The following is a 24,342-nucleotide window of genomic DNA, read 5'->3' on the forward strand; positions in this document are numbered from 1 at the left end:
GTCAGCGCGTGGTGTACGCTGCCGGCCTCAGGCCGTATCGATGACAGTGCCGGCTTGCCCGGGTTCTTCGAAAGGCAGCGGCGGTGCAGTCCACGACTTCACCTCTACCGAGGACAGAGGCTTGGCGACCAGATAACCCTGAATGGCGTCGCAGCCCAGTGCCTCCAGTACGCCGGCTTGCTCGAAATTTTCCACGCCCTCGGCAAGCACTTTCTTGCCGAGGGTTTTGCCGAGCGCTATCACGGCCTTGACGATGGCGATGTCGTCGTCCCGCTCAGCAACGCCGCGGATGAAGCTGCGATCGATCTTGAGTTCGTCCACGGGTAAAAGTTTGAGATAGCCCAGCGAGGAATAACCGGTACCGAAATCGTCCAGCGCCAGATAGGTGCCGCGCCGATGCATGTCGTTCAGCGTATGGCTGATGGTATCGACATTCTCAAGCAGGGTATGCTCGGTGATTTCGATGCCGATCCTGCCCGGTTCGACGCCGTGAGCGGCTAGCGCCGCACACACATCTTCGGAAATTCGGCTGTTGCGCACATGCCGGGCGGAAATATTGACCGCTACGCGCGGCACGTAAAAATTTTCGCTGTCCCAAGCGCGTATTTGCCGGCATGCGGTGTCCAGACACCATCGCCCGAGGTTCACGATCAGGCCGGATTGTTCAGCAATCGGAATGAATTTATCCGGCATGATCAGCCCCCGCTCCGGATGCCGCCACCGGATCAATGCTTCCACGCCGATGAGACGCCGGCTCTTGAGGTCGATTTGCGGCTGGTAAAGCAGGAACAGCTCGTTCCGTTCCAGCGCCTGATGCAAACCGTTTTCGATCGACAGCCATTCGTGCGCCGCCAGATTCAGTTCGTCGGTAAAGTACTGGAAGCTGTTGCGGCCTTGTTCCTTGGCGCGGTACATGGCGAGATCCGCGTAGGAAAGCAGCATCTTCGCCTGCTGCGTATCGTCGGGATAGACGCTGAGCCCGATGCTGACCGTCACGAAAATTCGCTGTTCGCGCACCAGTATCGGCGCTTCGAATTGCTTCAGAATATCGAGCGCCACCCGGTGGGCGCCGCTGGGATATTCTTCTTCGATCAGCAGAACGAACTCGTCGCTGCCGATGCGGGCAATGGTGTCATGCTCCCGGATCGTTCGCCGAATCCGGGCCGCGATCTCCTGCAGCAACTGATCGCCGGCATCGTGTCCCAACGTGTCGTTGATGCGTTTAAAATGATCGACATCGATGAACAGCAGGCTCAGCCGGCACACGTTGAGCCGGGCGCGGCTCAAGGCCAGGTTCAAACACTCCCAGAAATGCGAGCGGTTCGGCAGGCCGGTCAGTTCGTCGTGAGTGGCGAGATATTCGATTTGATGGATCAGCGCGACCGTTTCGGTCATGTCGCGGCCCACGCCGCGGTAGCCTTGAAATTCGCCGTGACTGTCATAATACGGTTTTCCCGAAAAACGGATGGTCAGCAAGCGCTGATTGCTGCCTTCGAATTCCAGGATCACATCCTGAAACGCTTTCTTCTGCCGCAAGGACTCCAGATAGCCCTGATGGGGATCGTCGACCGGGTCCGTAGCGCATTCGATCCGCTTCGCCAGCCCGGACAATCCGAAAAACAAAAGCTCCGGCGGGCCGCTGGTTATCTTGGTGATCACCATATCGCGATCCGACTCCCAAAACCAGTCCGAAGAGGCTTCCGCATAATCGCGGAAGCGTTGTTCGCTCTCCAGCAGGCGCTTGCGCTCGCTATCCAGTTCGGCCAGTTTATTATTGAGTTTGGACTGCAACCGTTCGTTATGCATCTGTTCGAGTTGCTCGTCCGGCAGCTGGGGCTCGCGCACCGACGCTTTGCCTTTGGAAGAAGATTCGATCGTTTCTTCCATGATCCGGAGCAGTTCCTGCATTTCGACCGGTTTTACGATAAACCGGTCGGCTCCCAGCGACAGCGCCAGGACTTCGTCTTCGCGATCCGTATAAGTGGCCGTATAGAAAATGAACGGCACCTGTTTGAGGGCCTCATCCTTTTTGATGCAACGGCAAAGCGCGTAGCCGTCCATGACCGGCATCAGAATGTCGGACACGATAATGTCGGGCGTGCAGGTTTTCGCCAGAGCGATCGCCTCTTGCCCATTCGACGCGGAAAGCACCCGATAACCGACCGCCGACAGGGTATTCTCCAGCAATACGCGGGAGTTCTCCTCGTCTTCCGCGATCAATACAATCGATTCATGATTTATCATAGGACTGGCTAACAACCATCATGATCTGCCCGATGATCGTATAAGGATCGATGGGTTTCTCGATATAACCGTTGCATCCGGCCGCCAGCAAACGTTCCCGGTCGCCGGACATGGCATAGGAAGTCACCGCGATGATCGGAATGTGCCGGCCGGCCTCCTGCTCGCGAATGCGCCTGAGCACTTCCTCGCCGTCGATGTCGGGAAGCTGAATATCGAGCAGAATGAAGTCTGGAATCAGCGTCAACGCGCGTGCAACGCCTTCAAGGCCGGAAGCGGCATGGTCGACACGGTAACCGTGCGCCTCAAGAATGAACCGGATCAATTCCAGATTATCTTCATTGTCCTCAATAACCAGAACCGAGGCCATTCCCATCTCCCGCCGCCGCAATACTGAATATGCGGCAAGTGTAGCACCTGCCCTCAAAAATTGCGAATTAACCGGAAGGATAGTGGTTTATCCGCCTCGTCTTGTCGGATTATGCCTTATTATCGCCCGATTCCCGCCTTGTAGTTTTGCCGATTCAAGAATAGAATCCAGCAGGGTTTGTTCAAGGCTTCGGAGAAACCCGCTTTCCTGTCGAGGCATTTGCTTTCAACGTGCCCCCTTTCCGCCGGAACCCGCTAAAAGCCGATCATGTTGTCTCTTCGCAAAGTTTTGCCGACCCAGCCTTTAGTCAGAGAGACGGGCGCCATTTTGCTGATGGCGCTGGTTTATTATCTGGCCGCCCGGCTTGCCGCTTTCAATGCCTCCGAATTTGCCGGCAACGCGATGGCTATTTGGCCGGCGTCGGGAATTTCGCTTGCCGCCGTGCTGGTTTGCGGTTACCGGCTCGTCATCGGCGCAGGGCTCGGATCGTTCGCCTATAACCTGCTCTATTTAAGCCAGCAGGGCGGCATGGCGATGCCGGCCGTTTCGGGAGCGGCCATCATGGCGTTCGGCTCGATGCTTGAATTCGCCCTTGCCGGCTATCTGTTCAAACTCAGCTTTTCCGGACTGGCGCCGGAAACGTTGCGGGATATCAAACGTTTTACTCTGATCTGCTTCGGCTCCGGGACCGTCGGCGCCGCCGCCGGTTGCCTCGGCCTGTTGCTGTCGCGGCAAATGGACTTCGGGCATTATTCCGAAGCGGCGTTCACCTGGTGGGTTGGGGATGCGGCGGGCATGCTTGTCATGACGCCGCTGCTGCTGGTCTGGAACCGGAAGGAAAGCCGCAGAGGACTGCTGTTTCCGCTCGTCGCGCCCTGCATCGGCCTGACAATGTGCGGATTTTTTATCGTCCATCAATTCGAAACCCGCCTGACGCAGAGCCATTCCGCGCCGGTCAAGGCATCCGTTGCGGCTTATTCCGGGCTGTCCCGCAACTGGTTGTCCTGGAACGTATTGCTGGCAGGAATAACGCTGACGTTGATTCTGGCCGACTATCTGGAAGTGCACCGCCGCGAGCAAAATGCCCTGCGGAGCAACGAAAAACGGCTGAAAAGGCAAAATCTCGCACTGTCCCGCATCGCGCTCGGCGATTCGATCAGTTCCGGCGATCTTTACGCCACGCTGAAAATCATGACCGAAACGTCCGCGGCGACGCTGGAAGTCGAACGGGCGAGCATCTGGCTGTTCAACGACGACCGTACCGCGCTTTGCTGCGCCGACCTTTACGAACTGGGCAGCAACCGCCACCTTTCCGGCGGGAAGCTGTCGACCGCCGACTATCCTTCCTATTTCGCCGCCTTGCTGGGCGCCCGCAATATCGCGGTCGACGATACGTTCGCAGATCCGGTCACGCAGGAGTTCCGCGACCATTACCTGCCTCAATTCAGCATTACCTCCCTGCTGGACGCCCCCATCCAGTTCGGCAACGAAATGATCGGCGTCATCTGTCATGAGCATGTAGGGACAAAAAGGCATTGGACGCTGGACGAACAAAACTTCGCCGGTTCGATTGCCGACCTCGCCTCCCTCGCCTTCGAAGTCGTCAAAAGAAAAGAAGCCGAAGACAAACTGCGCGCCGCCAATCTGGAACTGGAAGCCAAGGTCAGGGAACGCACTGTCGAACTGATCAAATTGAACGCCGAGTTGCTTGCGGAAGCGGCCGACCGCCGGCAGGCCGAAGCCACTTTGAGGGAAAGCGAACTGCGTTTGCGCCTGGCGACGAAAGCGGCGGATATCGGCGTATGGGACTGGAATATCGTGGATGACAGCGTCATGTTTACTCCCGAATACAAACGCCAGATCGGCTACGAAGACCATGAAATAGCAGGGCATTATCTGGAATGGGAAAGCCGGCTGCACCCGGAGGACAAGGATCGCGCCATTGCGGACAACTTCGAATATATCGAAAGGAAAAAATCCGCCTATGAATCGGAATTCCGTTTACGGCACAAAAACGGTTCCTATCTCTGGATCCGTTCGCGCGGCGAAGCGGTCGCCTGGGATCAGGAGGGGCGGCCCACCCGCATTCTGGGCTGCCATGTCGACATTACCCAACTGAAACAAACCGAAGAAACGCTGCGGGCATTCCGCTGGTTTTCGGAAAGCGCCGGCCAGGGCATGGGGATGGCCAAAATGCAGGGCGAAGTCATCTATATGAATCCTGCCCTGAAAAAAACGCTGGCTTCGCTCGGGATTCCTTTCGATCCTTCCAAAGTATTGACCGACTATTACACCGAAGAGGCCGCCCGCAGGCTCAGCTCCGAAGTCCTGCCGAAACTGCTCGGCCACGGCCAATGGATCGGCGAACTCGAACTGGGCAAGAGCCACGGAAAACGCATCCCGACGCTCGACAACTTCTTTGCGGTATGCGATGAAGGCGGCAACCCACAATACGTCGCCAATATCGTTACCGACATGTCCCAGCAAAAGGAAATAGAAAGGCAACTGCTTCAAGCCAAGGAAGCCGCCGTATCGGCCGACCGCACCAAATCGATGTTCATCGCCACCATGTCGCATGAACTGCGCACGCCGCTCAATGCGATCATCGGCTTCACCGGCATTTTATTGCAAGGCTTGTCCGGCGACCTGAACGAACGCCAGCGCGATCAATTGAGCCGCGTCGCCCGGTCTGCACGGCATCTGCTCGACCTGATCACCGACATCATCGATATTTCCAAGATCGAAGCCGGACGCATCGATGTCTTTCCGAGCGATTTCGACCTGCACGCCCTCGTCTCCCAGGCAACCGATACGGTAAAGGCTCAGGCGCAGGAAAAAGGCTTAGTGCTGACGATGGATGCCGAGCCTTTTCCTGTCCATTCCGACCAAAAACGGGTGCTGCAGTGCGTCATCAACTTGTTGAGCAACGCGATCAAATACACCGAACAAGGCAGTGTCGCGATTTCCGCGCGCGCGGCCGACGGAAAGGTATCGATCGAGATCAGGGATACCGGCATCGGCATCGAAACGGAGCAGATGCAGAAGCTATTCATTCCTTTCGAGCGCCTGGACTCTTTTTTGCGCTTAAGAACCTCGGGTACCGGCTTGGGATTGTATCTGACGCGAAAAATTGCGGTCGATTTGCTCTCGGGAGATGTCAGCGTCGTCAGCACGCCGGGGACCGGAAGCTGTTTCACCCTGAAGATTTCCGACCATCTGGGAGCGAAATAACGGCCGAGGCATTCTCGAAGCGAAAAAATCGCAGTCACGACCAATCCGCCGGAACGCCCCTCGTCAGCCTATTTTGCGCTTAAGGAAACTCCGAATAAGTCCCCCTCTTGCCGTCAAGTCAAGATATCTCGTAGGCCGGATAAGCGAAGCGCATCCACTCTATGATCGCCGGATGCGCTTCGCTTATCCGGCCTACGAGCCAGCATGGAGGAATCCAGGCCCCGGCTTGCAAACCGCCGTCAATCGCGCCCCGGCAACAGCAGCTGCTTCCGCAGCGCCGCCAGAATCTCCGGATGGGAGCCGAGATAAGAAATTCTGTTGTCAAGATAGCTTCGGTAAACCCGCGAGATATTCCCTGAGGTGATCCGGCTGCCGAGATGATCCTCGTCCCGATGCTTATAAATCGCATCGAAAATCCGATTCCCGAACTCGTAATTGAAATGTTCGGGATCCTGCCAATAAACGGCGCTGTTTTGAGTGATTGGCTCGCCGGTAATCCCGTTGTAGCGGCTAAACTCCCACAGCGCCGCACGGCCGCCCTCCTCTTCGAGAAGCGCGGCGACCGCGGTGAGCCCCGACCAATAAGCTTTGTAGGCGCCGCACACCGCGTCGAACTCCAGCCAAAGCGCATGTTTTGGGTAGGCGAGCAAAGTCAGTTCGATGCCTTTCCGTTTTGCGAGGCGGACGATATGCCGCAAGCCTTCCAGATCGAGTCCCGGATCGGCACCGGGCAAGGCCGCGTCCAGTATGGGCGGCGCGGGCACGGACTGTTGCAAGGAGGTCAGGTCGCAATGCTGTTTTTTCAGCCGCTCGCCGAAAAACTGGCGGAATTGGCCTTCCACGCCCGGCAAGCCCCGGATGTAATAATACATGCCTTCGCGGGTATGGCTCGGGCTGTTCTTGCGCTGCTCCCTGATCGTGCCGATCGAGGCGGAGACCGCTTTCAGGGACAACAGCAATTTGCTTTCCGAAAACCCGTCGATTTCGGGCAACCGGCCTTTGCAGTCGACGCGCGGCATGGCGCCCGGCGTGATTCCGATGAAGGCCCGCTTCATTCCGGTCGCAGCAACCGCATAATCGAAATAGCAAAGCACCCGCCCCCAATCCGCGCCGGCAATCCCGAAATTGTAGCCGGCCAATTTGCCGCCGCCGGTAAATCCGGCATGGGTCGGGTCGAAACCGATTTCCGCGAACGAACTGCCGAAAATCAACGCCTCCGGCTGCTCCCGCGCGACGACCATCGGCTTCACATGGCGTTCGAAACGCCGCATTTTGGTTTTGACCTTGTTCAGGCCGTCGATCTCGAAATCGCGGTAATACCAGAAAGGATCCACCATCCGGTTGAGTGCGGCGACCGCGGCGAGAATCAGGCCGATGCCGATCAGCAGCGACAGGGCAAAACGTTTCGGCCGCATTATCAGAATTGGAAATAGATGAACTCGCTGATCTCGTTCAGCGACAGGATGCCGAGCGTCGCGGCGGTCACGGCGAAGCCCAGCCATGCGCCGCTGGGCCGCCAATGCCACCAGACTTGCGGGATTTCGCCGGGAACGTCCAGGCCCAGCGCGGGACGATAGCGCGCCATGATTTGCTGGGTATTCGGAAGAAACCAGACGATGCCCAGGCAAATCAGAATCCGGACCGGCGCCTTGGCGGCGTTGAAGGTGTCGGTGTTGCGGAACTCGATGCCGTGCCGAGCCAGGATTTCGGCCGCTCCCCCCATCCCCTGCCGCCATTTCAAAGGCAGTGCGACGCCGTGCTGTCCGGCCATGCCTTCCAGCAGGAGCCGCGCCGCATCGACATTCTCGGCGCGGAAAAACACCCACGCCACCACGACGGCGAGAAAAGTCGTCAGCAATGCGATTTTGTGGTACACCGGCGCGGGCACGCAAGCCGTCACCCACCGGCGCAAGACGCTGCTCTGCCACTGGTGGTTGACGACCAGGTACAGGCCGTGCAGAGCGCCCCACAGAATGTAGGTCCAGTTCGCCCCATGCCAAGCGCCGCCGAGCACCATCGTGACCAACAGGTTCAGATACCGTCGGAACGGCCCGCGCCGGTTTCCGCCCAGCGGAATGTAAAGGTAATCGCGCAGGAAGCGCGACAGGGTCATATGCCAGCGCCGCCAGAAATCGATGATGCTGGCGGCCTTGTACGGCGAATCGAAATTCAGCGGCAGCTTGATCCCGAACAGGAGCGAGATGCCGATCGCCATGTCCGAATAGGCGGAAAAATCGAAATAAAGCTGGAAACTGTACGCCAAGGCCCCGCCCCAGGCGTCGAGCATTCCCAATGCCTCTCCTTCGGCCGCCGCATCGAACGCGGGCCGGGCATACTGCGCCATCTCGTCCGCAAGCAACATCTTCTTGAACAGGCCGATGAAAAAAACCGACAAGCCGACCGCCAGATTTTCCCAATCGATCCGGTAGATGGCGGGCTTGGCGAATTGCGACATCATCTCCTTGTGGTGCAGCACCGGCCCGGCGATCAAATGCGGGAAATAAGTCACGAACAAAGCGTAATGCACAGGGCGGAATTCTTTCGCATGGCCCTGGTAAGCGTCGGCGAGAAAAGCCAACTGGGTGAACGTGAAGAACGAGATGCCGAGCGGCAGCACGATCTCGGGAACCGGCAACGACCGCTCGACGAAATGATTCAGGTTGCCGATCAGAAACCCAAGATATTTATAGTAGCCGAGCAAGCCGAGGTTAACCGCAACGCCGAGTATGAAGACCGCTTTGGTCCATCTGGAAGAACGGAGTTTCATCAGGGCGATCTGTTTGCCGATCCGGAAGTTGAAGCCGATCGAAAGCAACAACAGCAAAAGGTAGTTCGGGTTCCACCAGCCGTAAAACGCCAGGGAAGCGAGCGTCAGCCAGGCGGCGGCCAGAAATTGACTGCGCTTTCCGATCAGGAAAAATAAAATCAACGTGATCGGAAGAAATCCGAAAATAAACGCATAGGAATTGAAAAGCACGCTGTAAACTCTTCGGCAAACCGGCGGACCGCTAAACCGGCAAAGCGGCCGGCAGATCGGCCCGACTGCGCTCGATGCCCAAACGCCGCATTTTTTGAAGCGCATAGGATTGGAGGGCGGCGACGATCGATCGATCGGCCGACACGTCATTTCTCAGCGCTTCGAGACGGGCAAAATACCGGTCGAACGTGATCCCGGCGCCCGGTATGCGGCCGCTCAGGCGGTCGGCGCAGAACTGCTGCCAGCGCGCCGTTTCTTCGGCGTTCAGCGAGTCCGGATAATTTCTCGCGCGGTAACGGAACAGCATTTCGGAGAGGCGCCTGTCGGTAAACGTCAATGTCGTCTCGGCGAGTTGGCCGGGCGACATCGAACGAAGCTTGGCCATTTTGCGCTTGTCTTCATCCGTAAAAAAACCGCCCTGGTAAATCGCCAGATCGGGGTCGGTCTCGGTCTCGAAATCGTTCTCCGCATCGAACACCTGCACGATTTTTTCCGCCAGCCCGGCGGCGGCTTTGATTTTGGCAATATGCGCTCGGCACGCGGCCAGATCGATCGCCAAGCGCTCGGCGTCCTGCCCGCGAATGACCGACACCGGCGCCAGCACCGGACATTTGTTCAAATGAACGGTCTTGAGCGGAATTCTTGTCTCCCCTTCGGGTAAATCTTCCGCCGCGGTAAAAATACGCCGGCGGATTTCCGCGGCAGACAATTCGAGCATCGGTCCGGGATCGATCGATACGTCGTAAACGATCACACCGTTGCCGTTAGAGGGGTGCCAGGCAACCGGCAGCACGACCGCCAGACAATGGCGAGAAGCAGGATATTTCCCCGAAACATGGACGACCGGCTCGAAGCTGCCGATTTGCAGCAGTTTCAGCGCTTCGGCCTTGACGCGATGCCGAAACAGGAACGGGTACAGTTTCGGCTGCGCCCGGCTGAGCAGCTGCGCGAGCGCAATCGTCGCCTTGACATCGGACAAGGCGTCGTGCGCAGCTTCATGCACAAGCCCGTTGGCTACGGTCAGGCGGTCGAGGCGCAACGTCGGCGTGCCGTCGTCATTGAACGGCCATGCGAGCCCGTCCGGACGCAACGCGCGCGCCGCCCTGACCACATCGATCAGATCCCAGCGGCTGTTCCCGTGTTGCCACTCGCGCGCATAGGGATCGTAAAAATTGCGGTAAAGGCAATTGCGCGTGACCTCGTCATCGAAGCGCAGCGTGTTGTAGCCCAAGGCGCAGGTGTTCGGCGTCGAGATTTCCCGATGAATCAAACGAATGAATTCGGCTTCGCAGACGCCTTTCTGTTCGGCCAGTTGCGGGGTGATGCCGGTAATCAAGCAGGCATCGGGGTGCGGCAGGCAATCGTCCGCCGGCTTCAGATAAACGACCAGCGGCTCGCCGATCGGATTGAATTGCAGATCGGTACGGACGCCCGCAAACTGGACGGGACGGTCCCGACGCGCGTCCGTACCGAACGTTTCGTAGTCGTGCCAATAAAGCGAGTGATCCGTCACAACCTACGACTGGGTTATTGCGTCGCGGCAAGCGCTTTGAACAGATCGGTCCGGCTGATGATCCCGACCAGTTCGCCGTCTTCGTACACGGGAAAACTTCTGACCGACAATTTCATGAATTTCTCGGCCAGATCGACGATACTGATATCGGCATTCACGGTAATCGGGTTTCTGGTCATGTAATCGCAGACTTTACCGCTCATGCCCTGATTATAGACCGTGTCCAGAAACGCCTTCATGCCGTCCATTTCGGAAAACATGCCCAGCAGTTGGCCTTTATCATCGAGAACGGGCGCACACGTGATCTTATGGCCGAGCATGATCTTTATCGCATCGATGACACTGTGATCCTGCGTCAATGTGACTAAGTGTTTGGTCATATAGTCTGCTGTTGATATTTTATTCAGCATAACAAACTCCTTAACGCATTAAATTGTTATCAATTAAAGCAGTTACCGAACCGAGACCAATACCGACGCTTTGTATAAATTAAGAGTTAAGGCTGCTGCAGCGACGCTTGTTCGGCCTCGAGTTTTTTTCTTTTATCGCATTTCTCAACACAGACGCATGAGCCGGAATTCAATCCGCCGCACGAACCTTTAATCGCGCGCCGTCCGAACATCACGCCGATCGCCATCAAGACGATTACTGCGAGCATGATCGCAAATGTCACTAAAAAATAAGTCATGATAAATCTCTAAGAAAGAAAAAAATCCCGTTTTTCAGGAACGGACAATCTCAAGATTGTATTGGACGAATAATACCCTTTACCGGAGTTTGCCGCCATCAAAATAAATCGGTCAATCAAAGGACCGGTAACAAGCCCAAAAGTTTATTCTCGGCGGAGATTTTCGAAAGCGGTCGAAAGCTTCTCCTTCATTTTTTATCGCCCCCGCTGCAGATCCGATATTTCTACCAGTATCCCATTCTCGAAACGAAGTAATTGTTTGATCCGGTTTCTCCCGAAATTATAGACCCATTCTTCGACCTGGACCTCCTCGAACTGTTGAATATCGAGAGTACGGCGGGGATGGTGCAGGATACTGCCGACAATCTTGGTCCGGTAGGAGATGTATTCCGGCTCGCCGCAGATTTCCAGCACAGTGTATTTATCGTCCTGAAGCTCGATCAGATTGTGGCCGCAGCGCATCGTGGAAATGCCGAATGCGGTACCGGCATACGTCAGCAAGATCATCAAGAGCAGATTCAAACGCAATCGCTTCCGTTTTGCTTGAGATGATTCATTTGCAGAGGAAAGCCAATCAGTCATGAACATAGCACCAAACGACTCCGATAAGGATAAAAGGAATGAGCGGCTGACGCATACATTCTTGTAGCGATGGTTTTCGGGAAAGCGTTAAAAACAGCGAAGCCCTCCTCCGCAAGACAGGTCGTGCGCGGAAGAGGGCCGGCAGGTCTTTAGCCGCCGAAATCGTCGAGCATGATGTTTTCCGGCTCGACACCGATATCGAGCAGCATCTTGATCACCGCTGCGTTCATCATCGGCGGACCGCACATATAGAACTCGCAGTCTTCCGGTGCCGGATGATTTTTCAGATAGTTTTCATACAGCACGTTATGAATGAAGCCGGTATAACCGGTCCAGTTGTCTTCCGGCAATGGATCGGACAAGGCGACATGCCAGGTGAAATTGGGATTTTCTCTCGCGAGCATGTCGAAATCTTCCACATAGAACATTTCGCGCTTGCTGCGCGCGCCGTACCAGAACGTCATCTTGCGTTTCGATTTCAGCCGGCGCAATTGGTCGAAGATGTGCGAACGCATCGGCGCCATCCCCGCGCCGCCGCCGACGAAGACCATGTCGGCATCGGTATCCTTCGCGAAGAATTCGCCATAAGGTCCCGATATGATACATTTGTCGCCCGGTTCCAAACTGAAGATGTACGAAGACATCTTGCCCGGGGGCACGCTTTCGTCCGCTCTTGGCGGAGGGGTCGCGATACGCACGTTCAGCATGATTTCTTTTTCTTCCGGGTAGCTCGCCATTGAATAGGCGCGCAGGACCGGCTCCTTCACGTCGGAGACATAGCGCCACAGATTATATTTATCCCAATCTTCATGGAAACGTTCTTCGATATCGTAGTCCTTATAATTGACCACATGCGGCGGACATTCGATCTGAATATAACCGCCGGCGCGATAATTGATCGATTCACCGGGCGGCAACTCCAGCACCAGTTCCTTAATGAAAGTCGCAACGTTATCGTTCGATTTGACCGTACACTCCCATTTTTTGACACCAAAAACCGAATCTTCGACTTCGATGTCCATGTCGTGCTTGACGCTGACCTGGCAGGAGAGACGTTCGCCGCAGGCCGCTTCGCGCTTGGTGATATGGGTCAATTCGGTCGGCAGGATTTCGCCGCCACCGGATTTGACTATGACCTTGCACTGACCGCAGGTTCCGCCGCCGCCGCAGGCCGAGGACACGAACAAACCATTGTCCGCCAGCGCGGTCAGTAATTTGGCGCCGACCGGCACATGAATTTTCTTTTCATCATTGATCAGGATCTCAACATCGCCTTCGGCCACCAGTTTTCGTTTTGCGCCGAGAATCATGAATACGAGCGCAATCACCAGCGCCGTAAAGATGAAAATCCCTAATAAAATATCCAGCATTCGATTACCCTTACAGTTGGATTCCGGAGAAAGCCATGAAGCCGAGAGACATCAGACCCGCAGTAATGAAAGTGATGCCCAGGCCCTGCAAACCGGCGGGAATATCACTGTATTTGAGCTTTTCGCGCACGCCGGCCATGACCGTAATCGCCAATGCCCAGCCCAGACCGCTACCGACACCGTAGGTCACGCTTTCGCCGAAGTTGTAGTCGCGCTCGATCATGAACAAACTGCCGCCCAGAATCGCGCAGTTGACCGTAATCAACGGCAAAAACACGCCCAGCGCATGGTAAAGGGCCGGAAAAAACTTATCCAGAATCATTTCGAGAATCTGTACCAGGCCCGCGATGATTCCAATACAGCTCAATAAGGCCAAAAAGCTCAGATCAACGCCGTTGATTCCGATGGAAGCCAAGGCGTTTTCCTTCAATACCGCATGATAAACCAGGTTGTTGGCCGGCACGGTGATCGCCTGTACGATCATCACCGCGACGCCGAGACCTATCGCAGTCGAAATTTTCTTCGACACCGCGATAAAGGTGCACATACCCAGAAAGAAGGACAGCGCCAGGTTTTCAATGAAAACCGATTTGATAAATAAACTGATATACGCTTCCATTAGTGGTGCCCTCCTTCACCGTGAGCTATCGACATGATTTTGTAATCGACCGTTTCGCGCTGGTTCGGCTTCGCTTGGCGCACGCCCCAGATGATCAGGCCGATGATGAAGAACGCGCTGGGCGGCAGCAGCATGAGGCCGTTTGGATCGTACCAGCCGCCGTCTTTGGTCAATTTGAGCACTTCAAAACCGAGCAGCTTGCCGGAACCCAGGGTTTCGCGGAAAAACGCGACGGTGACCAGGATCAGGCTATAGCCCAGGCCGTTGCCGATGCCGTCCCAAAAGCTTTCGAGCGGCGGATTCTTCATCGCATAACCTTCGGCACGGCCCATCACGATACAGTTCGTGATGATCAGGCCGACGAAAACCGACAGCTGCTTGCTGACATCGAACGCAAACGCTTTCAATAACTGATCGACCACGATCACGAGCGATGCGATGATCGTCATTTGCACGATGATCCGGATGCTGCTCGGAATATGGTTCCGGATCGCGCTGATCGCCGCGCTCGAAAACGCGGTGACCAGCGTCAAGGCCAGCGCCATGATCAGCGAGGTCGACATTTTCGAAGTGACCGCCAGCGCCGAACAGATCCCCAGGACCTGTAAAGTGATCGGGTTGTTTTCGACCAGCGGCGTGGTCACCACTTTTTGAGTTTCGGAATTGAGTCCGACTTTATCTAATACTGCACTCATGATTTTGCCCCTTGATTCACTCTCACTTTGCTCAGGTACTTCGCAAAGCCTTCTTGGCTCATCCAGTACCTGACCAGATTGGTCACGCCGGTACTTGTCAGGGTCGCCCCCGCCAAACCGTCAACCTGATATTCGGAACCCGGCTTGCTCGGATCGACGGTGCCTTTGATCAGGCTCAACGCCGGCTCGCCGACATCGGCTTCGGCAATCAGACCTTTTTCCATCGACGGCTGATTGGTCACCGCATAGACCTTTTTGCCTTTCCACAGTGCGCGCCAATTCGGGTTCACCACTTCGCCGCCCAGGCCCGGCGTTTCTGCCTGGTCATAAAAGTTGATGCTTTGCACCGTTTGGCCGTCCGGATCCAACGACAAGAAGCCGTACAGGGTCGACCACAAACCATAACCGCTGACCGGCAGGATGACCGATTTCAGCGTACCGCCTTCCTTGACCAAAAAGACTTTGGCCAGTTTTGCCTTGACGCGGATATGCGCAATATCTTTCTCCTTCGGAATCGCGACGCTTTGCGCCGGATCTTTCGCAGCCTTGCGTTGATCGTAAGCATTCGCGTCGATGTTTTCGACATAATCGCCGGTTTCCAGGTCGACGACTTTCGCTTCGATCTTATCCGCGAATGCCTTGTCGATATCCATGCCCTCTTCGAGCAGGCCGGCGACGTCGAGGATGTTTTTCTTCATGTCCAGATCCTTGTTATAGATCTGGAACGGCTTCAGCGCGACCGCCGAGAACGACACTAAAATCGCGCAGACAAAGCACAGCGACAGTGCGATCGCGATAGTCTTCTCCAGACTATCGTTGCCCATCGCCAGAATTTTATCTTTATAAATTAAAAACTTACGATAAGACTCGTATTCATTCAGCTTATTGCAAACCTTTTCCAGATGTTTGCATGGCTTTTGTTGATTAGGCATGGCGTTTGATCCTTCTTCTGATATTGGCCTGAATTACGAAATAGTCGATCGTCGGCGCAAACATGTTCGAGAACAGAATCGCCAGCATGATGCCTTCCGGAAAAGCCGGATTGATGACACGCACCACTACGGTCATGAAGCCGACCAATACGCCGAAAATCCAGCGGCCGGCGTCGGTCATCGCCGCGGAAACCGGATCGGTCGCCATATACACCATGCCGAAAGCGAAGCCGCCGGTGGTCAAATGCCAGTACCAGGGCATAGTAAACATCGGATTGGTGTTGCTGCCGATAAAATTGAGCAGAGACGAGGTCGCCACCATGCCCAGGAATACGCCGGCCATGATCCTGTAGGATGCGACGCGCGTCCACAGCAGGAAGGCTGCGCCGATCAGGATCGCCAACGTCGAGGTCTCGCCAAGACAACCCGGCTCAAAGCCGAAGAACGTTTGCATCCAGGTATAATTGGCTTTATAGACCGCTTCCATACCGCCGTTCGCAGCCAGACCCAGCGGGGTCGCGGCGGTATAACCGTCGACCGCAACCCAGACCGAATCGCCCGAGATCGAAGCCGGATACGCGAAATACAGGAAGGCGCGACCGGTCAATGCAGGATTCAGAAAATTCTTGCCGGTACCGCCGAACACTTCCTTGCCGATTACGATACCGAACGAAATGCCGAGCGCGACTTGCCACAACGGCATGTCGGGCGGCAGGATCAGGGCATACAGCATCGAGGAAACCAAAAAGCCTTCGTTGACTTCATGGCCGCGCACGGTCGCGAACAAAACTTCCCACACACCGCCGACCGCCAGGGTCACGATGTAGATCGGAAAGAAATACAAGGCGCCGTGCAGCAGATTGGACAGCGGATTCATCGTGTTATAGCCGAACAGGCTCATGATTACGCCGCGCCAGCCTTCGGCGCCCTCTCTTCCCAGCGCATTGATCGCCAAGTTCGCCTGATAGCCGGTGTTGTACAATGCCATCAGGATACAGAAAGCGGTGGCGATGACGACGAAGGTCATCGTGCGTTTCAAGTCGTTGCCGTCGCGAACATGGGTCGTGCCGCGCGTTACTGTCGGTGGCGTGTAAATGAAAGTATCGACCATCTCGTAGAGGCCGTAATACTTTTCAAACCTGCCGCCTTTTGTAAAATGTGGCTCTAACTTATCTAAAAACTCTCTAGCCGACATTATCCTTCCTTCTCAATCTTAGTTAAATTCGCTCTGAGCACGGGGCCGAAGTCGTGTTTGCCGGGATCGACAAACGTCAGCAGCGCCATGTCTTCTTCATCGAGTTCCAGGCAGCCGAGCAACTGGGCATTATCGGTGTCGCCGACGATCAGCGACTTCACCAGCGGCGTCGGCAGAATATCCAGCGGCATCACGGTTTCGTAAATGCCGACCGGCACGATCGCACGGTTACTGCCGTTTTTATTGGTCGTCAACGGGAACAGCCGGCCCGATTTTCTGTCTTGACGGCTGTGGATGTAGACGTCCAGCGCCGAGTATTTGTCCTTGCCGGGAACGATCCAGCCGAACAGTTCGCGGGCGCGGCCTTCCTGCAGTACGGAAACCTGGTTGCTGTAGCAGCCCAGGTAGGCCGCCCATTCGGAAGCCTGATGGCCATACAGCACCGAACCGCAAATGACGCGATTCTCGATGTCTTCGAGTTCGCCCTTGACCAGGTCATCGGTATTCGCGCCAACGCGGGTCCGGATCAGACGAGGATTCTTGACCGTAGGACCGGCCAATGAAACGACTTTCTCGACATTCAATTTACCGTTCGTAAACAGCGCGCCGATCGCGATCACCGCCTGATAATCCAGATGCCATACGAATTTTTCGGCATTGACCGGATCGATGAAATGGATGTGCGTGCTCGGCAGGCCGGCCGGATGCGGACCGGAAAACTCGGAGACCTGAACCGAAGGCGTATTGCCGACCGGCACATCCGCGCCGGTCTTCTTGCAGACATGGACCTTGCCGTCGGTCAGCTTGGAAATGACGGTGAGGCCGTTCACGAAATCGGCGCTGCGATCCTTGATGATCACGGCCGGATCGGCCGCCAGCGGACTGGTATCGATCGCCGTCACGAAGATCGAGCGGGGCTTCGTGTCGACGGCCGGAATCTTGCCGTACGGGCGGGTACGGAGCGTGGTCCACAAGCCGGATTGCAGCAGGTTCTCTCTGACCTGCTCGTCGCTCAGGCCCGCCAGTTCGGTTTCCGGATATTGCGCGAACGCAACCTGCTCGTCGCCGGCCAGTTCGATCACGACCGACTGCAGTGCACGCTTCGCGCCGCGGTTGATCGCCTTGACCGTGCCGGCTCCGGGCGCGGTAAAGTTGACGCCGGGATTTTTTTTGTCGGTAAAGATGATCTGGCCCAGCTTGATGGAGTCCCCTTCGCCGACCAACATGGTCGGCTTCATGCCGACATAGTCCGTTCCCAGAACGGCGACGGTTCTGACTTCGTTGCCCTTCTCGATTACCTGTTCGGGGCCGCCGGTAATCGGCAGATCCAAACCTTTCTTTATTGTAAATTGCATAGTTGAAACCTACTCTCCAAGCAAGTAGCCGCGAAATTGTCCCCCTTATTCCGACCGCAATCAAACATCCGGAGACACTATGGTAAAAAATCATCCCATTACATCACAAAACCGCACTTTTCTCAACCTGGCAAATTCTACAGAAATCCTTGATTTACTGGATTATTTCGTACAAAACCGTTAAGGCATTGATTCATAAAGACTGGCCAGTTCAAAACAAGACGATTGCGGTAAAAACCGCCATGTCTGTCCGGATTTCTTCGCCCTCTGCGCGGATTTAACAAGGCTGCCTCGCTGTTGTAACATATGGCGCTCTTTTCGACGTTGTTTCTCCATCGGCAGGAAGACGCAGCGCTTTTCAAATCACTCTGGAGAACTTGATGGCTGTCACCGGCGACGAATTCAAAAAAGCATTACAACAATGGGCAAGCGGCGTCGCCGTGGTCGCCACCCACTCGGCGAAGCTCGGGAATCAGGGAATGACGGTAACCGCTTTTGCAAGCGTTTCGATGACTCCGCCGCAGATTCTGGTTTGCATCAACGAATCCGCCGACACCGGCGAAGGCATCAAGGAAAGCGAGCGTTTTTCGGTGAATGTACTCAGCAGCCGGCAGCAGGACGTTTCGAGTCACTTTGCCGGCGGCCTGAGCCAGCAGGAACGCTTCGAACAGGCAGGCTGGACCGCAGGCATTCAGGGCGTGCCGCTGCTGAACGACAGTATCGCGTCGCTCGATTGCCGGGTCGTCGAAAAAGTGCACGCCGGCACGCACTGGATCATCATCGGAGAAGTCGAGAACACGGTCTGCCGCGACGGCGAGCCTCTCTTGTATTTCCGCAGCCAATACCGGGGACTGTCCGAACAATAAATAACGGTTGCGAATTTCTCGTTTTGCGAGCCGGCTTCAAGCCGGCTTTTCCCGCATCGGCACGCCGCAGTCCGCGCCGGCCGAGCGAATATGCACTTCCCGCTGCGGAAACGGAATATTGATGCGGTGTTCGCGAAAAGCCTTTTCGAGCCGCAGGTGGATATTGTGGGTCGCCTGCATGCGGTGCGACAGTTCGCTGACGAAAATCCGTATCGAGAAATTGAGCGAGTTCTCGCCGAAGCCGACGAACAGCACGCTCGGTTCCGGCTCGGCCAGCACCAGCGGCGTCGATTTGACCGTATCGCTCATCAACTGATGCGCCTCTTCGACATTCGACCCGTACGCAATGCCGACCGGAATCACGACCCGGGTCGTCGTATCGGTCAGCGACCAGTTGATCAGCTGACTGGTGATGAAAGTCTTGTTCGGCACGATCAGTTCTTTTTGATCCGAATCGATCAGTGTGGTCGCCCGCATCTGGATACGGGCGACCTTGCCTGTTACCGTCCCGATCGTGACCGTATCGCCGACCCGGACCGGCCGTTCGAACAGCAAGATGATGCCGGACACCAAATTGGCAAAAATTTCCTGCAAGCCGAAACCCAGGCCGACACCGAGCGCCGCGACCAGCCACTGCACTTGCGACCAGCTACCGCCCAGTTCATTGGCGACAACGACAAAACCGATCGCCATCAGCGCGTACCCGGCAAGCTGATTGACTGCATAACGCACGCCCGCCTCGACCGATAAACGCCTGAAGACCAGCAGTTCCATCACCCCGGAAAAATTTCTGACCGCCACCACGGTAATAAAGACGTAAAAACCGGCCAACAGCAAATTGGCCAGCGTAATCGGCAAATAAACCTCCTGCCCATCCACTTTGTCCAGATGCTGCCACAAGGCGACCCGATCCAGGAACGAGAATGCCGGCAAAATATCCTGCCAGACGATGCCGGCGCCGGCCAGTGCGGCAAAGGCAATCGATACGTGTATCAATTTAATCGTCTGCGCATTGATCTTCGGAATGTCGACCAACTGTTCGTCGACCGGCAGCATCGGATCCTCGCCTCCCGCAGGTGCGGCCGCCGCTTTTTCGCTCTGCATCGCCGTCTTGCGTTTTTGTCGCGCATTCCTGATCGCCAGCTGGCGGTTCGCCAGCGTCAGCCAGCGCATCGCGAGTTCGTGAATCACGATCAAGCCGAATGCGAACCGCAGGGTCACGACCAGTTTTTGTTGCAGTTCGACCGCGCTCAGATAGTAACCCGCCACCGCGAAGCCGACCACGATCAACGGCAAGAGGCAAACCGCCGGATACCAGATATAACGCAAACGCGCCACCCAACCTTCGGGATAAGTCAGCATGTGGTTGCTCAAGAGTCCCTTGTCGAACTGCAGAATCCGGCCGAAAAATACCCCCATCGCAATCATTACGGCAATCAGCGCCAAGCGTCCCAGACTATCGCCATAGATCGAGCTTTTCGACGCACTGGCGCAATAGACCGTAAAGACGCCGGGCACGACCACATAACGCACCCAGCCCAGATGCCTGCGCATCAGTTGGGCATTGGTTTTTTGCCATTGAAAATGTTTGACCGCCACGCCGTCGGCGCGAAACAAACGGTAAAAGAACTGCGTCAGGCAGAGCGGTACGGCGGACGTTTTGAGCCCGACCCCCACCGCCTGGCTGAAATCGGCCGCCTGCCAGGCGTTCTCCAGAAACCAGCCGATCAAATAGATCAAGGCAGGCGCCGGCAACACCATCAGCAGGGTATAGACCAGGGCCTGCAGACCGTTGCTGAAACTGTCGGCATAAATCTTTTCAGTCTTTTCCAGGAGTAAAGTCAGCCGCGGCTTCGCCCAGTTTCTGCCCAACGGCAACCCACTTAAAACCAGCACCGCCAACAAGGCCAGGAAAGGACGATTCAGCGCCGAACTCCACAGATCCTTGATTGCCTCCATCCAGTGCGAAGACGACAGCAACCATTGCGCCGATTCATACAGGCCGGCGAAAAATACCAGATTGACCGGCTCTGAGCTGGGCACCCAGAGCAAACGCTGATCGAGAAAGCTGGCGAATTTATCGATCTGCGACGCCAACTGCTGACGGGCGAAATCGAAGTCTCCCAGTGCCCGCAAATAGGCGGCATAAGCCACAGACAACCGGTTCAACAGATCTTTCCTACTGTTCAGCAGCACCCGCAGCTCCGCCTGGACCCTCATGCGCTGATCGACCGGCAGCGACGCATCGACCCGGGTGCGCATCAACTCGCTGAGTTCGACATCCAAATTCACGAGGCGCCGCCGCAGCTGGTCATCGACCTTGAATTGCTCGAGGCTGGCCGTCGCCGTGTCATCCTGCAGATTGTCGGTCAGCAAAAGGTAACGATCCTGGTTAGCCAGATTACGCCGTTGCTCGCGCAAAATCCTTCCCAGCGCGGGGCTCAGCCCGGCGAGGCTGATTTTCTTTTCGGCGGATTGGAAATCGTTGCCGATATTGACGGCGGCAGCGTCGATGGCGTTTTTCCGCTCGGCAAATTTTTCGGTTTTGCTGTTGATGTTCTGCAGGTCGCGCGTATATTGCAGATTCTCGCGCGTAATCTGCTGGATCAAGGGATGCTTGCCGGCGAGCTCTTTTTCGGCCTGACTCAGCGCATTCTGAATTTCCTGCGCTTCCTTTTGCCGGCGCTCCGCCAGCAATCCTTCTACGGTTTCGAGGACGGCCCCCAATTCGTTTTGTTTGAGATCAAGCCATTGCAGTTCGATTTTCAGCAAATCCACCCGCACCGGATTGCTGAGCGCTTCGGCTTCGAGCATTTTCAGCTCGGCATTACGTCTGGCGATGGCGGTCCGCAGCAATGCCTGTCTCGCATCGCTTTCCAGCGCGGACGTCAGACCGGCTGCCGGCGCCGTCAGATGCGACTGATCGGTTTCGATCGCCTGTTTCGCCGCCACGATCTCCTCCCGAATCAATTGCGGCCTGCTGTTTTGCTCGACAAACTCTGTTTCTTTCTTCTTGATCTGTTCGATCAGGCCGGCCATCTTGCTTTTTTCAATGATCAACCGCTGTTCGAGCTCTTCGGTCGGAATGCTGTCCCAGTCCTCATTCTTTGATCTGGAGGCTTTCTGCTGAAGCGCATCGATGTCTTTCTGCAGTCTCCGGGTCTCTGGCGGCGCAGTTTTTAAGGCCCCACGGTAATCCGCCTCGCGATCCGCAAATTTATCCTTATTTTCGAGATTGTCTCCCGCCTCCTGGTAAATCGCCAGCACCTTGGTTTTTAAGGCCTCATCGACGCCCTGCCGTTTGTTCAGCGCATCAATCCTGTTCTGCAGATCTTTCTTGCCGAACTCGGTCGCCGAATCGTTCGTGCTGGAGACGGGTAACGCCGTGCCGGCCCACATCTCTCCGGATCCGAGACTCAACAGCAGAAAAATGATCAGAACACCATGAATTTTCATTTTTTCGGTAAAAAAATATCGGTAGCTGCAAAATATCATGATAAAAACGCGTTGGAAATTGACTGCCGCCCTGAAGGACCACCGAAGCGGATTATTCCGGGCAGGCTCCGGCAGTCCGGCCCGCAGGATGAAATGAACTGAACACAAACCCGATCATCCATTATAATGGCCCGGATACACCGAAATTTGCAGGAAGCAATGCGCGGACGAACAACCGGATCGGTTACGGCAAGTAACTGATGAAGAAGGGTTAAATACAAATTTGGTATGAGACAAGCCCATTCAAAAAGCTCCGCCCTGGCCTTTACAATTATTGCCAACGCGATAAATCGATGAATCCGTTTATAGTAACAAAAATGACCACTCCGATGGGATTAAATCGAGTTGCCCCGGCCGGCCGGCCGCTTTCGACATTGAAAGCTCCAAGCAGTTCGAGCAAACGCCACTATCTCGCACGCCTGCTGCTATGTTTCTCTCTCGGCTGGCCGTTGCCGCCGCTTCACGCACAAGAAGCCCCCCCTCCCCAGACCGGCATCGGAAAAGAGATTTTTACGCTGATCGAATCTAAACAGCATCCTGACTTGGTCCAGACCGGTTTCGCCAGCCGCGCCGAGGACATGCAGACACTTTACAAAGCCGCGAATTACGAACCGGTCTGGCTGAACCGCAACGATGCCGAAGTGCTGATCGCGGAAACGCTCGATCTGTTATCGAATGCCGCCAGCGAAGGCCTGAATCCGCAACATTACGATGCCGGCAAGCTGAAGGAAATGCTGCCGGCGGCCCTCCAGCTCCCGCCGGTTGCGGCCCGGAAACGGGCCATGTTCGATACCGCCGTCAGCTTGTCCCTGCTGCGCTATCTGCACGACCTGCATTATGGGCGGGTCAGCCCGCAAGGCATCAACTTCAACTTGAAACTGCGCGAGAAGAAGCTCATCGACTTACCCGCGCTGATCCTCGCCGCCCGGGACCGGGGCCGGATTGCGCCATTGCCCGCGGAGGTCGAGCCGAAGCTGGACCAATACCGAAAACTTAAACAGGCATTGACGCATTACCGCGAATTGGCCGCGCGCGTCGCGCCGCTTAAACTCGATGTCGCCCGCTCCGTGCATATCGGCGACAAGCATCCGCAGTTGGAGGAACTGCGGCGCTTCCTGGTGCAAACCGGTGAAATTCAGGCCGGCGCGGACAAGGTCCAGACGCCGGCCAGCCCGGTTTACGACAAGGAGCTGAGCGAAGGTGTCAGGCATTTCCAGGCTCATCACGGGCTGACCGCAGACGGCGTGCTCGGCAGAGGCACCGCCGCCGCCCTCGGCGTACCGCTGTCCGAACGGGTAACCCAAATCGAACTGGCGCTGGAAAGACTGCGCTGGCTCCCCGAAATCGGCGGCGGCCCTTATATTCTGGTGAACATTCCGGCGTTTCAAATGTGGGTGTATGACGATATCAGCAAGAACGAACCTTCACCTCTCAGCATGCGGGTCGTGGTCGGCCAAGCGATGAAGACCCAAACCCCGGTGCTGATGGCCGAAATGAGGTTCATCGATTTCATGCCTTATTGGAATGTCCCCTACAGCATCACCAAAAACGAGATCGTACCCAAACTGATCGCGAATCCGGCTTATCTGCATTCCGAAAACCTGGAGATCGTCGCCGCGTTCAGCGACCAGGCCAAACCGGTTCCGCTGAACGTCGATTCGCTGCTGATGCTCAAACAGGGCCTTCTGAAGATCCGCCAGCGGCCGGGTAAAAAAAATCCGCTCGGCAAAGTCAAATTCATGTTTCCCAACAAGGACGACGTCTATCTGCATGATACGCCGTCGAAATCGCTGTTCAACCGATCGACTCGCGACTTCAGCCATGGCTGCGTGCGCATCGAAAAACCGCAGGAACTCGCCGAATTCGCGCTCAGAAACCAGCCCGAATGGACCAAAGAAAATATTCAGCTCGCGATGCAGGCCCCAAAAATGCAGCGCGTGATGCTGAAAAGATCGATCCCCATTCTATTCTTTTATACGACCTCGTTCGCCGAGCAGAACGGCGAAGTGGCTTTCTATCGCGACATCTACGGCCACGACACGGTGCTGCTCGAAGCCCTGAAAAACAGCTCGGACTTGTCCGACCAATTGCTGTTCGTTAGCCAGGGTACTGCATCGCCAGCGCACTCAAATGGACGGCGTCTTTCAGAGCCTGCCGGGTCGGTCGGCATTTAGGCCCGATTTAGGTTTACCGGAAGCCTTCGATGAGGGATA

The 24,342-nt window shown here is 55.9% G+C and carries 19 protein-coding genes; 4 read left to right on the forward strand and 15 right to left on the reverse strand.

The genetic code is table 11. The features are described 5' to 3' along the window. Window positions 1-27: 27 nt before the first annotated feature. Both METAL_RS14705 and METAL_RS14710 read right to left on the reverse strand, forming a co-directional pair. The gene (locus METAL_RS14705; protein WP_005373501.1) at window positions 28-2,244 is read right to left on the reverse strand and encodes a two-component system response regulator; all 2,217 of its coding nucleotides are present in this window, start codon (window positions 2,242-2,244) and stop codon (window positions 28-30) included. Beyond that, window positions 2,231-2,611, reverse strand: a complete 381-nt coding sequence (locus tag METAL_RS14710) for a response regulator (protein ID WP_005373502.1) — start codon at window positions 2,609-2,611, stop codon at window positions 2,231-2,233. Before METAL_RS14710 ends, METAL_RS14705 begins: the two co-directional genes overlap by 14 nt. Before the next feature lie 267 nt (window positions 2,612-2,878). Here METAL_RS14710 and METAL_RS14715 point away from each other — a divergent pair, with 267 nt between their 5' ends. Further along, a complete protein-coding gene (locus tag METAL_RS14715; RefSeq protein WP_005373504.1) occupies window positions 2,879-5,842 on the forward strand; it encodes an ATP-binding protein in 2,964 nt (987 codons plus the stop codon). A 239-nt stretch (window positions 5,843-6,081) separates the two neighbouring features. Here the strand turns inward: METAL_RS14715 and METAL_RS14720 are convergent, their stop codons facing one another. The 12 genes from METAL_RS14720 to METAL_RS14775 form a co-directional block, all read right to left on the reverse strand. Further along, on the reverse strand, window positions 6,082-7,257 hold the full coding sequence (locus METAL_RS14720) for a hypothetical protein (protein WP_005373506.1): 1,176 nt from the start codon (window positions 7,255-7,257) through the stop codon (window positions 6,082-6,084). Between the two features lie 2 nt (window positions 7,258-7,259). After that, window positions 7,260-8,819 carry an MBOAT family O-acyltransferase gene (locus METAL_RS14725; RefSeq protein ID WP_005373508.1) on the reverse strand — a complete coding sequence of 520 codons (1,560 nt, stop codon included), beginning with the start codon at window positions 8,817-8,819 and terminating at the stop codon, window positions 7,260-7,262. 31 nt (window positions 8,820-8,850) lie between these two features. After that, complete coding sequence (gene sbcB / locus METAL_RS14730) at window positions 8,851-10,332, reverse strand: exodeoxyribonuclease I (RefSeq protein ID WP_005373510.1); 1,482 nt, start codon at window positions 10,330-10,332, stop codon at window positions 8,851-8,853. 14 nt (window positions 10,333-10,346) lie between these two features. Beyond that, the gene (locus tag METAL_RS14735; protein ID WP_342633112.1) at window positions 10,347-10,712 is read right to left on the reverse strand and encodes a CBS domain-containing protein; all 366 of its coding nucleotides are present in this window, start codon (window positions 10,710-10,712) and stop codon (window positions 10,347-10,349) included. Window positions 10,713-10,828: 116 nt separating this feature from the next. Further along, entirely contained in the window at window positions 10,829-11,020 is a 192-nt protein-coding gene (nqrM, locus tag METAL_RS14740; protein ID WP_005373512.1) for a (Na+)-NQR maturation NqrM, read from the reverse strand. 195 nt (window positions 11,021-11,215) lie between these two features. Continuing rightward, complete coding sequence (locus METAL_RS14745; protein ID WP_245549390.1) at window positions 11,216-11,542, reverse strand: DUF2845 domain-containing protein; 327 nt, start codon at window positions 11,540-11,542, stop codon at window positions 11,216-11,218. A gap of 209 nt (window positions 11,543-11,751) precedes the next feature. Further along, a complete protein-coding gene (gene nqrF, locus METAL_RS14750) occupies window positions 11,752-12,972 on the reverse strand; it encodes an NADH:ubiquinone reductase (Na(+)-transporting) subunit F (RefSeq protein WP_005373514.1) in 1,221 nt (406 codons plus the stop codon). Between the two features lie 10 nt (window positions 12,973-12,982). After that, a complete protein-coding gene (gene nqrE, locus METAL_RS14755) occupies window positions 12,983-13,591 on the reverse strand; it encodes an NADH:ubiquinone reductase (Na(+)-transporting) subunit E (protein ID WP_005373516.1) in 609 nt (202 codons plus the stop codon). Then, window positions 13,591-14,286 (reverse strand): NADH:ubiquinone reductase (Na(+)-transporting) subunit D, encoded by a 696-nt coding sequence (locus METAL_RS14760; protein ID WP_005373518.1) that lies wholly within the window; start codon window positions 14,284-14,286, stop codon window positions 13,591-13,593. The genes nqrE and METAL_RS14760 overlap by 1 nt, the downstream gene beginning before the upstream one ends. Continuing rightward, window positions 14,283-15,218, reverse strand: a complete 936-nt coding sequence (locus METAL_RS14765; protein WP_005373520.1) for a Na(+)-translocating NADH-quinone reductase subunit C — start codon at window positions 15,216-15,218, stop codon at window positions 14,283-14,285. The genes METAL_RS14760 and METAL_RS14765 overlap by 4 nt, the downstream gene beginning before the upstream one ends. Then, window positions 15,211-16,413 carry an NADH:ubiquinone reductase (Na(+)-transporting) subunit B gene (locus METAL_RS14770; protein ID WP_005373521.1) on the reverse strand — a complete coding sequence of 401 codons (1,203 nt, stop codon included), beginning with the start codon at window positions 16,411-16,413 and terminating at the stop codon, window positions 15,211-15,213. Before METAL_RS14770 ends, METAL_RS14765 begins: the two co-directional genes overlap by 8 nt. After that, window positions 16,413-17,768 carry a Na(+)-translocating NADH-quinone reductase subunit A gene (locus METAL_RS14775; RefSeq protein ID WP_005373522.1) on the reverse strand — a complete coding sequence of 452 codons (1,356 nt, stop codon included), beginning with the start codon at window positions 17,766-17,768 and terminating at the stop codon, window positions 16,413-16,415. The genes METAL_RS14770 and METAL_RS14775 overlap by 1 nt, the downstream gene beginning before the upstream one ends. A gap of 380 nt (window positions 17,769-18,148) precedes the next feature. On the opposite strand from METAL_RS14775, the gene METAL_RS14780 reads away from it, so the two are divergent. Next, window positions 18,149-18,634, forward strand: coding sequence for a flavin reductase family protein (locus METAL_RS14780; RefSeq protein ID WP_005373523.1), 486 nt, complete (start codon window positions 18,149-18,151; stop codon window positions 18,632-18,634). Between the two features lie 36 nt (window positions 18,635-18,670). Here the strand turns inward: METAL_RS14780 and METAL_RS14785 are convergent, their stop codons facing one another. Beyond that, window positions 18,671-22,090: a mechanosensitive ion channel domain-containing protein gene (locus tag METAL_RS14785; protein ID WP_005373526.1), complete on the reverse strand. Its 3,420-nt coding sequence runs from the start codon at window positions 22,088-22,090 to the stop codon at window positions 18,671-18,673. Here METAL_RS14785 and METAL_RS21090 point away from each other — a divergent pair. Further along, a complete protein-coding gene (locus METAL_RS21090; RefSeq protein ID WP_157203353.1) occupies window positions 22,079-22,231 on the forward strand; it encodes a hypothetical protein in 153 nt (50 codons plus the stop codon). The genes METAL_RS14785 and METAL_RS21090 overlap by 12 nt on opposite strands. A gap of 227 nt (window positions 22,232-22,458) precedes the next feature. Beyond that, a complete protein-coding gene (locus METAL_RS14790) occupies window positions 22,459-24,303 on the forward strand; it encodes a L,D-transpeptidase family protein (RefSeq protein ID WP_005373528.1) in 1,845 nt (614 codons plus the stop codon). The last annotated feature ends 39 nt before the right edge of the window (window positions 24,304-24,342 follow it).

It is taken from the genome of Methylomicrobium album BG8, from assembly GCF_000214275.2.
Classification (GTDB): domain Bacteria; phylum Pseudomonadota; class Gammaproteobacteria; order Methylococcales; family Methylomonadaceae; genus Methylomicrobium; species Methylomicrobium agile.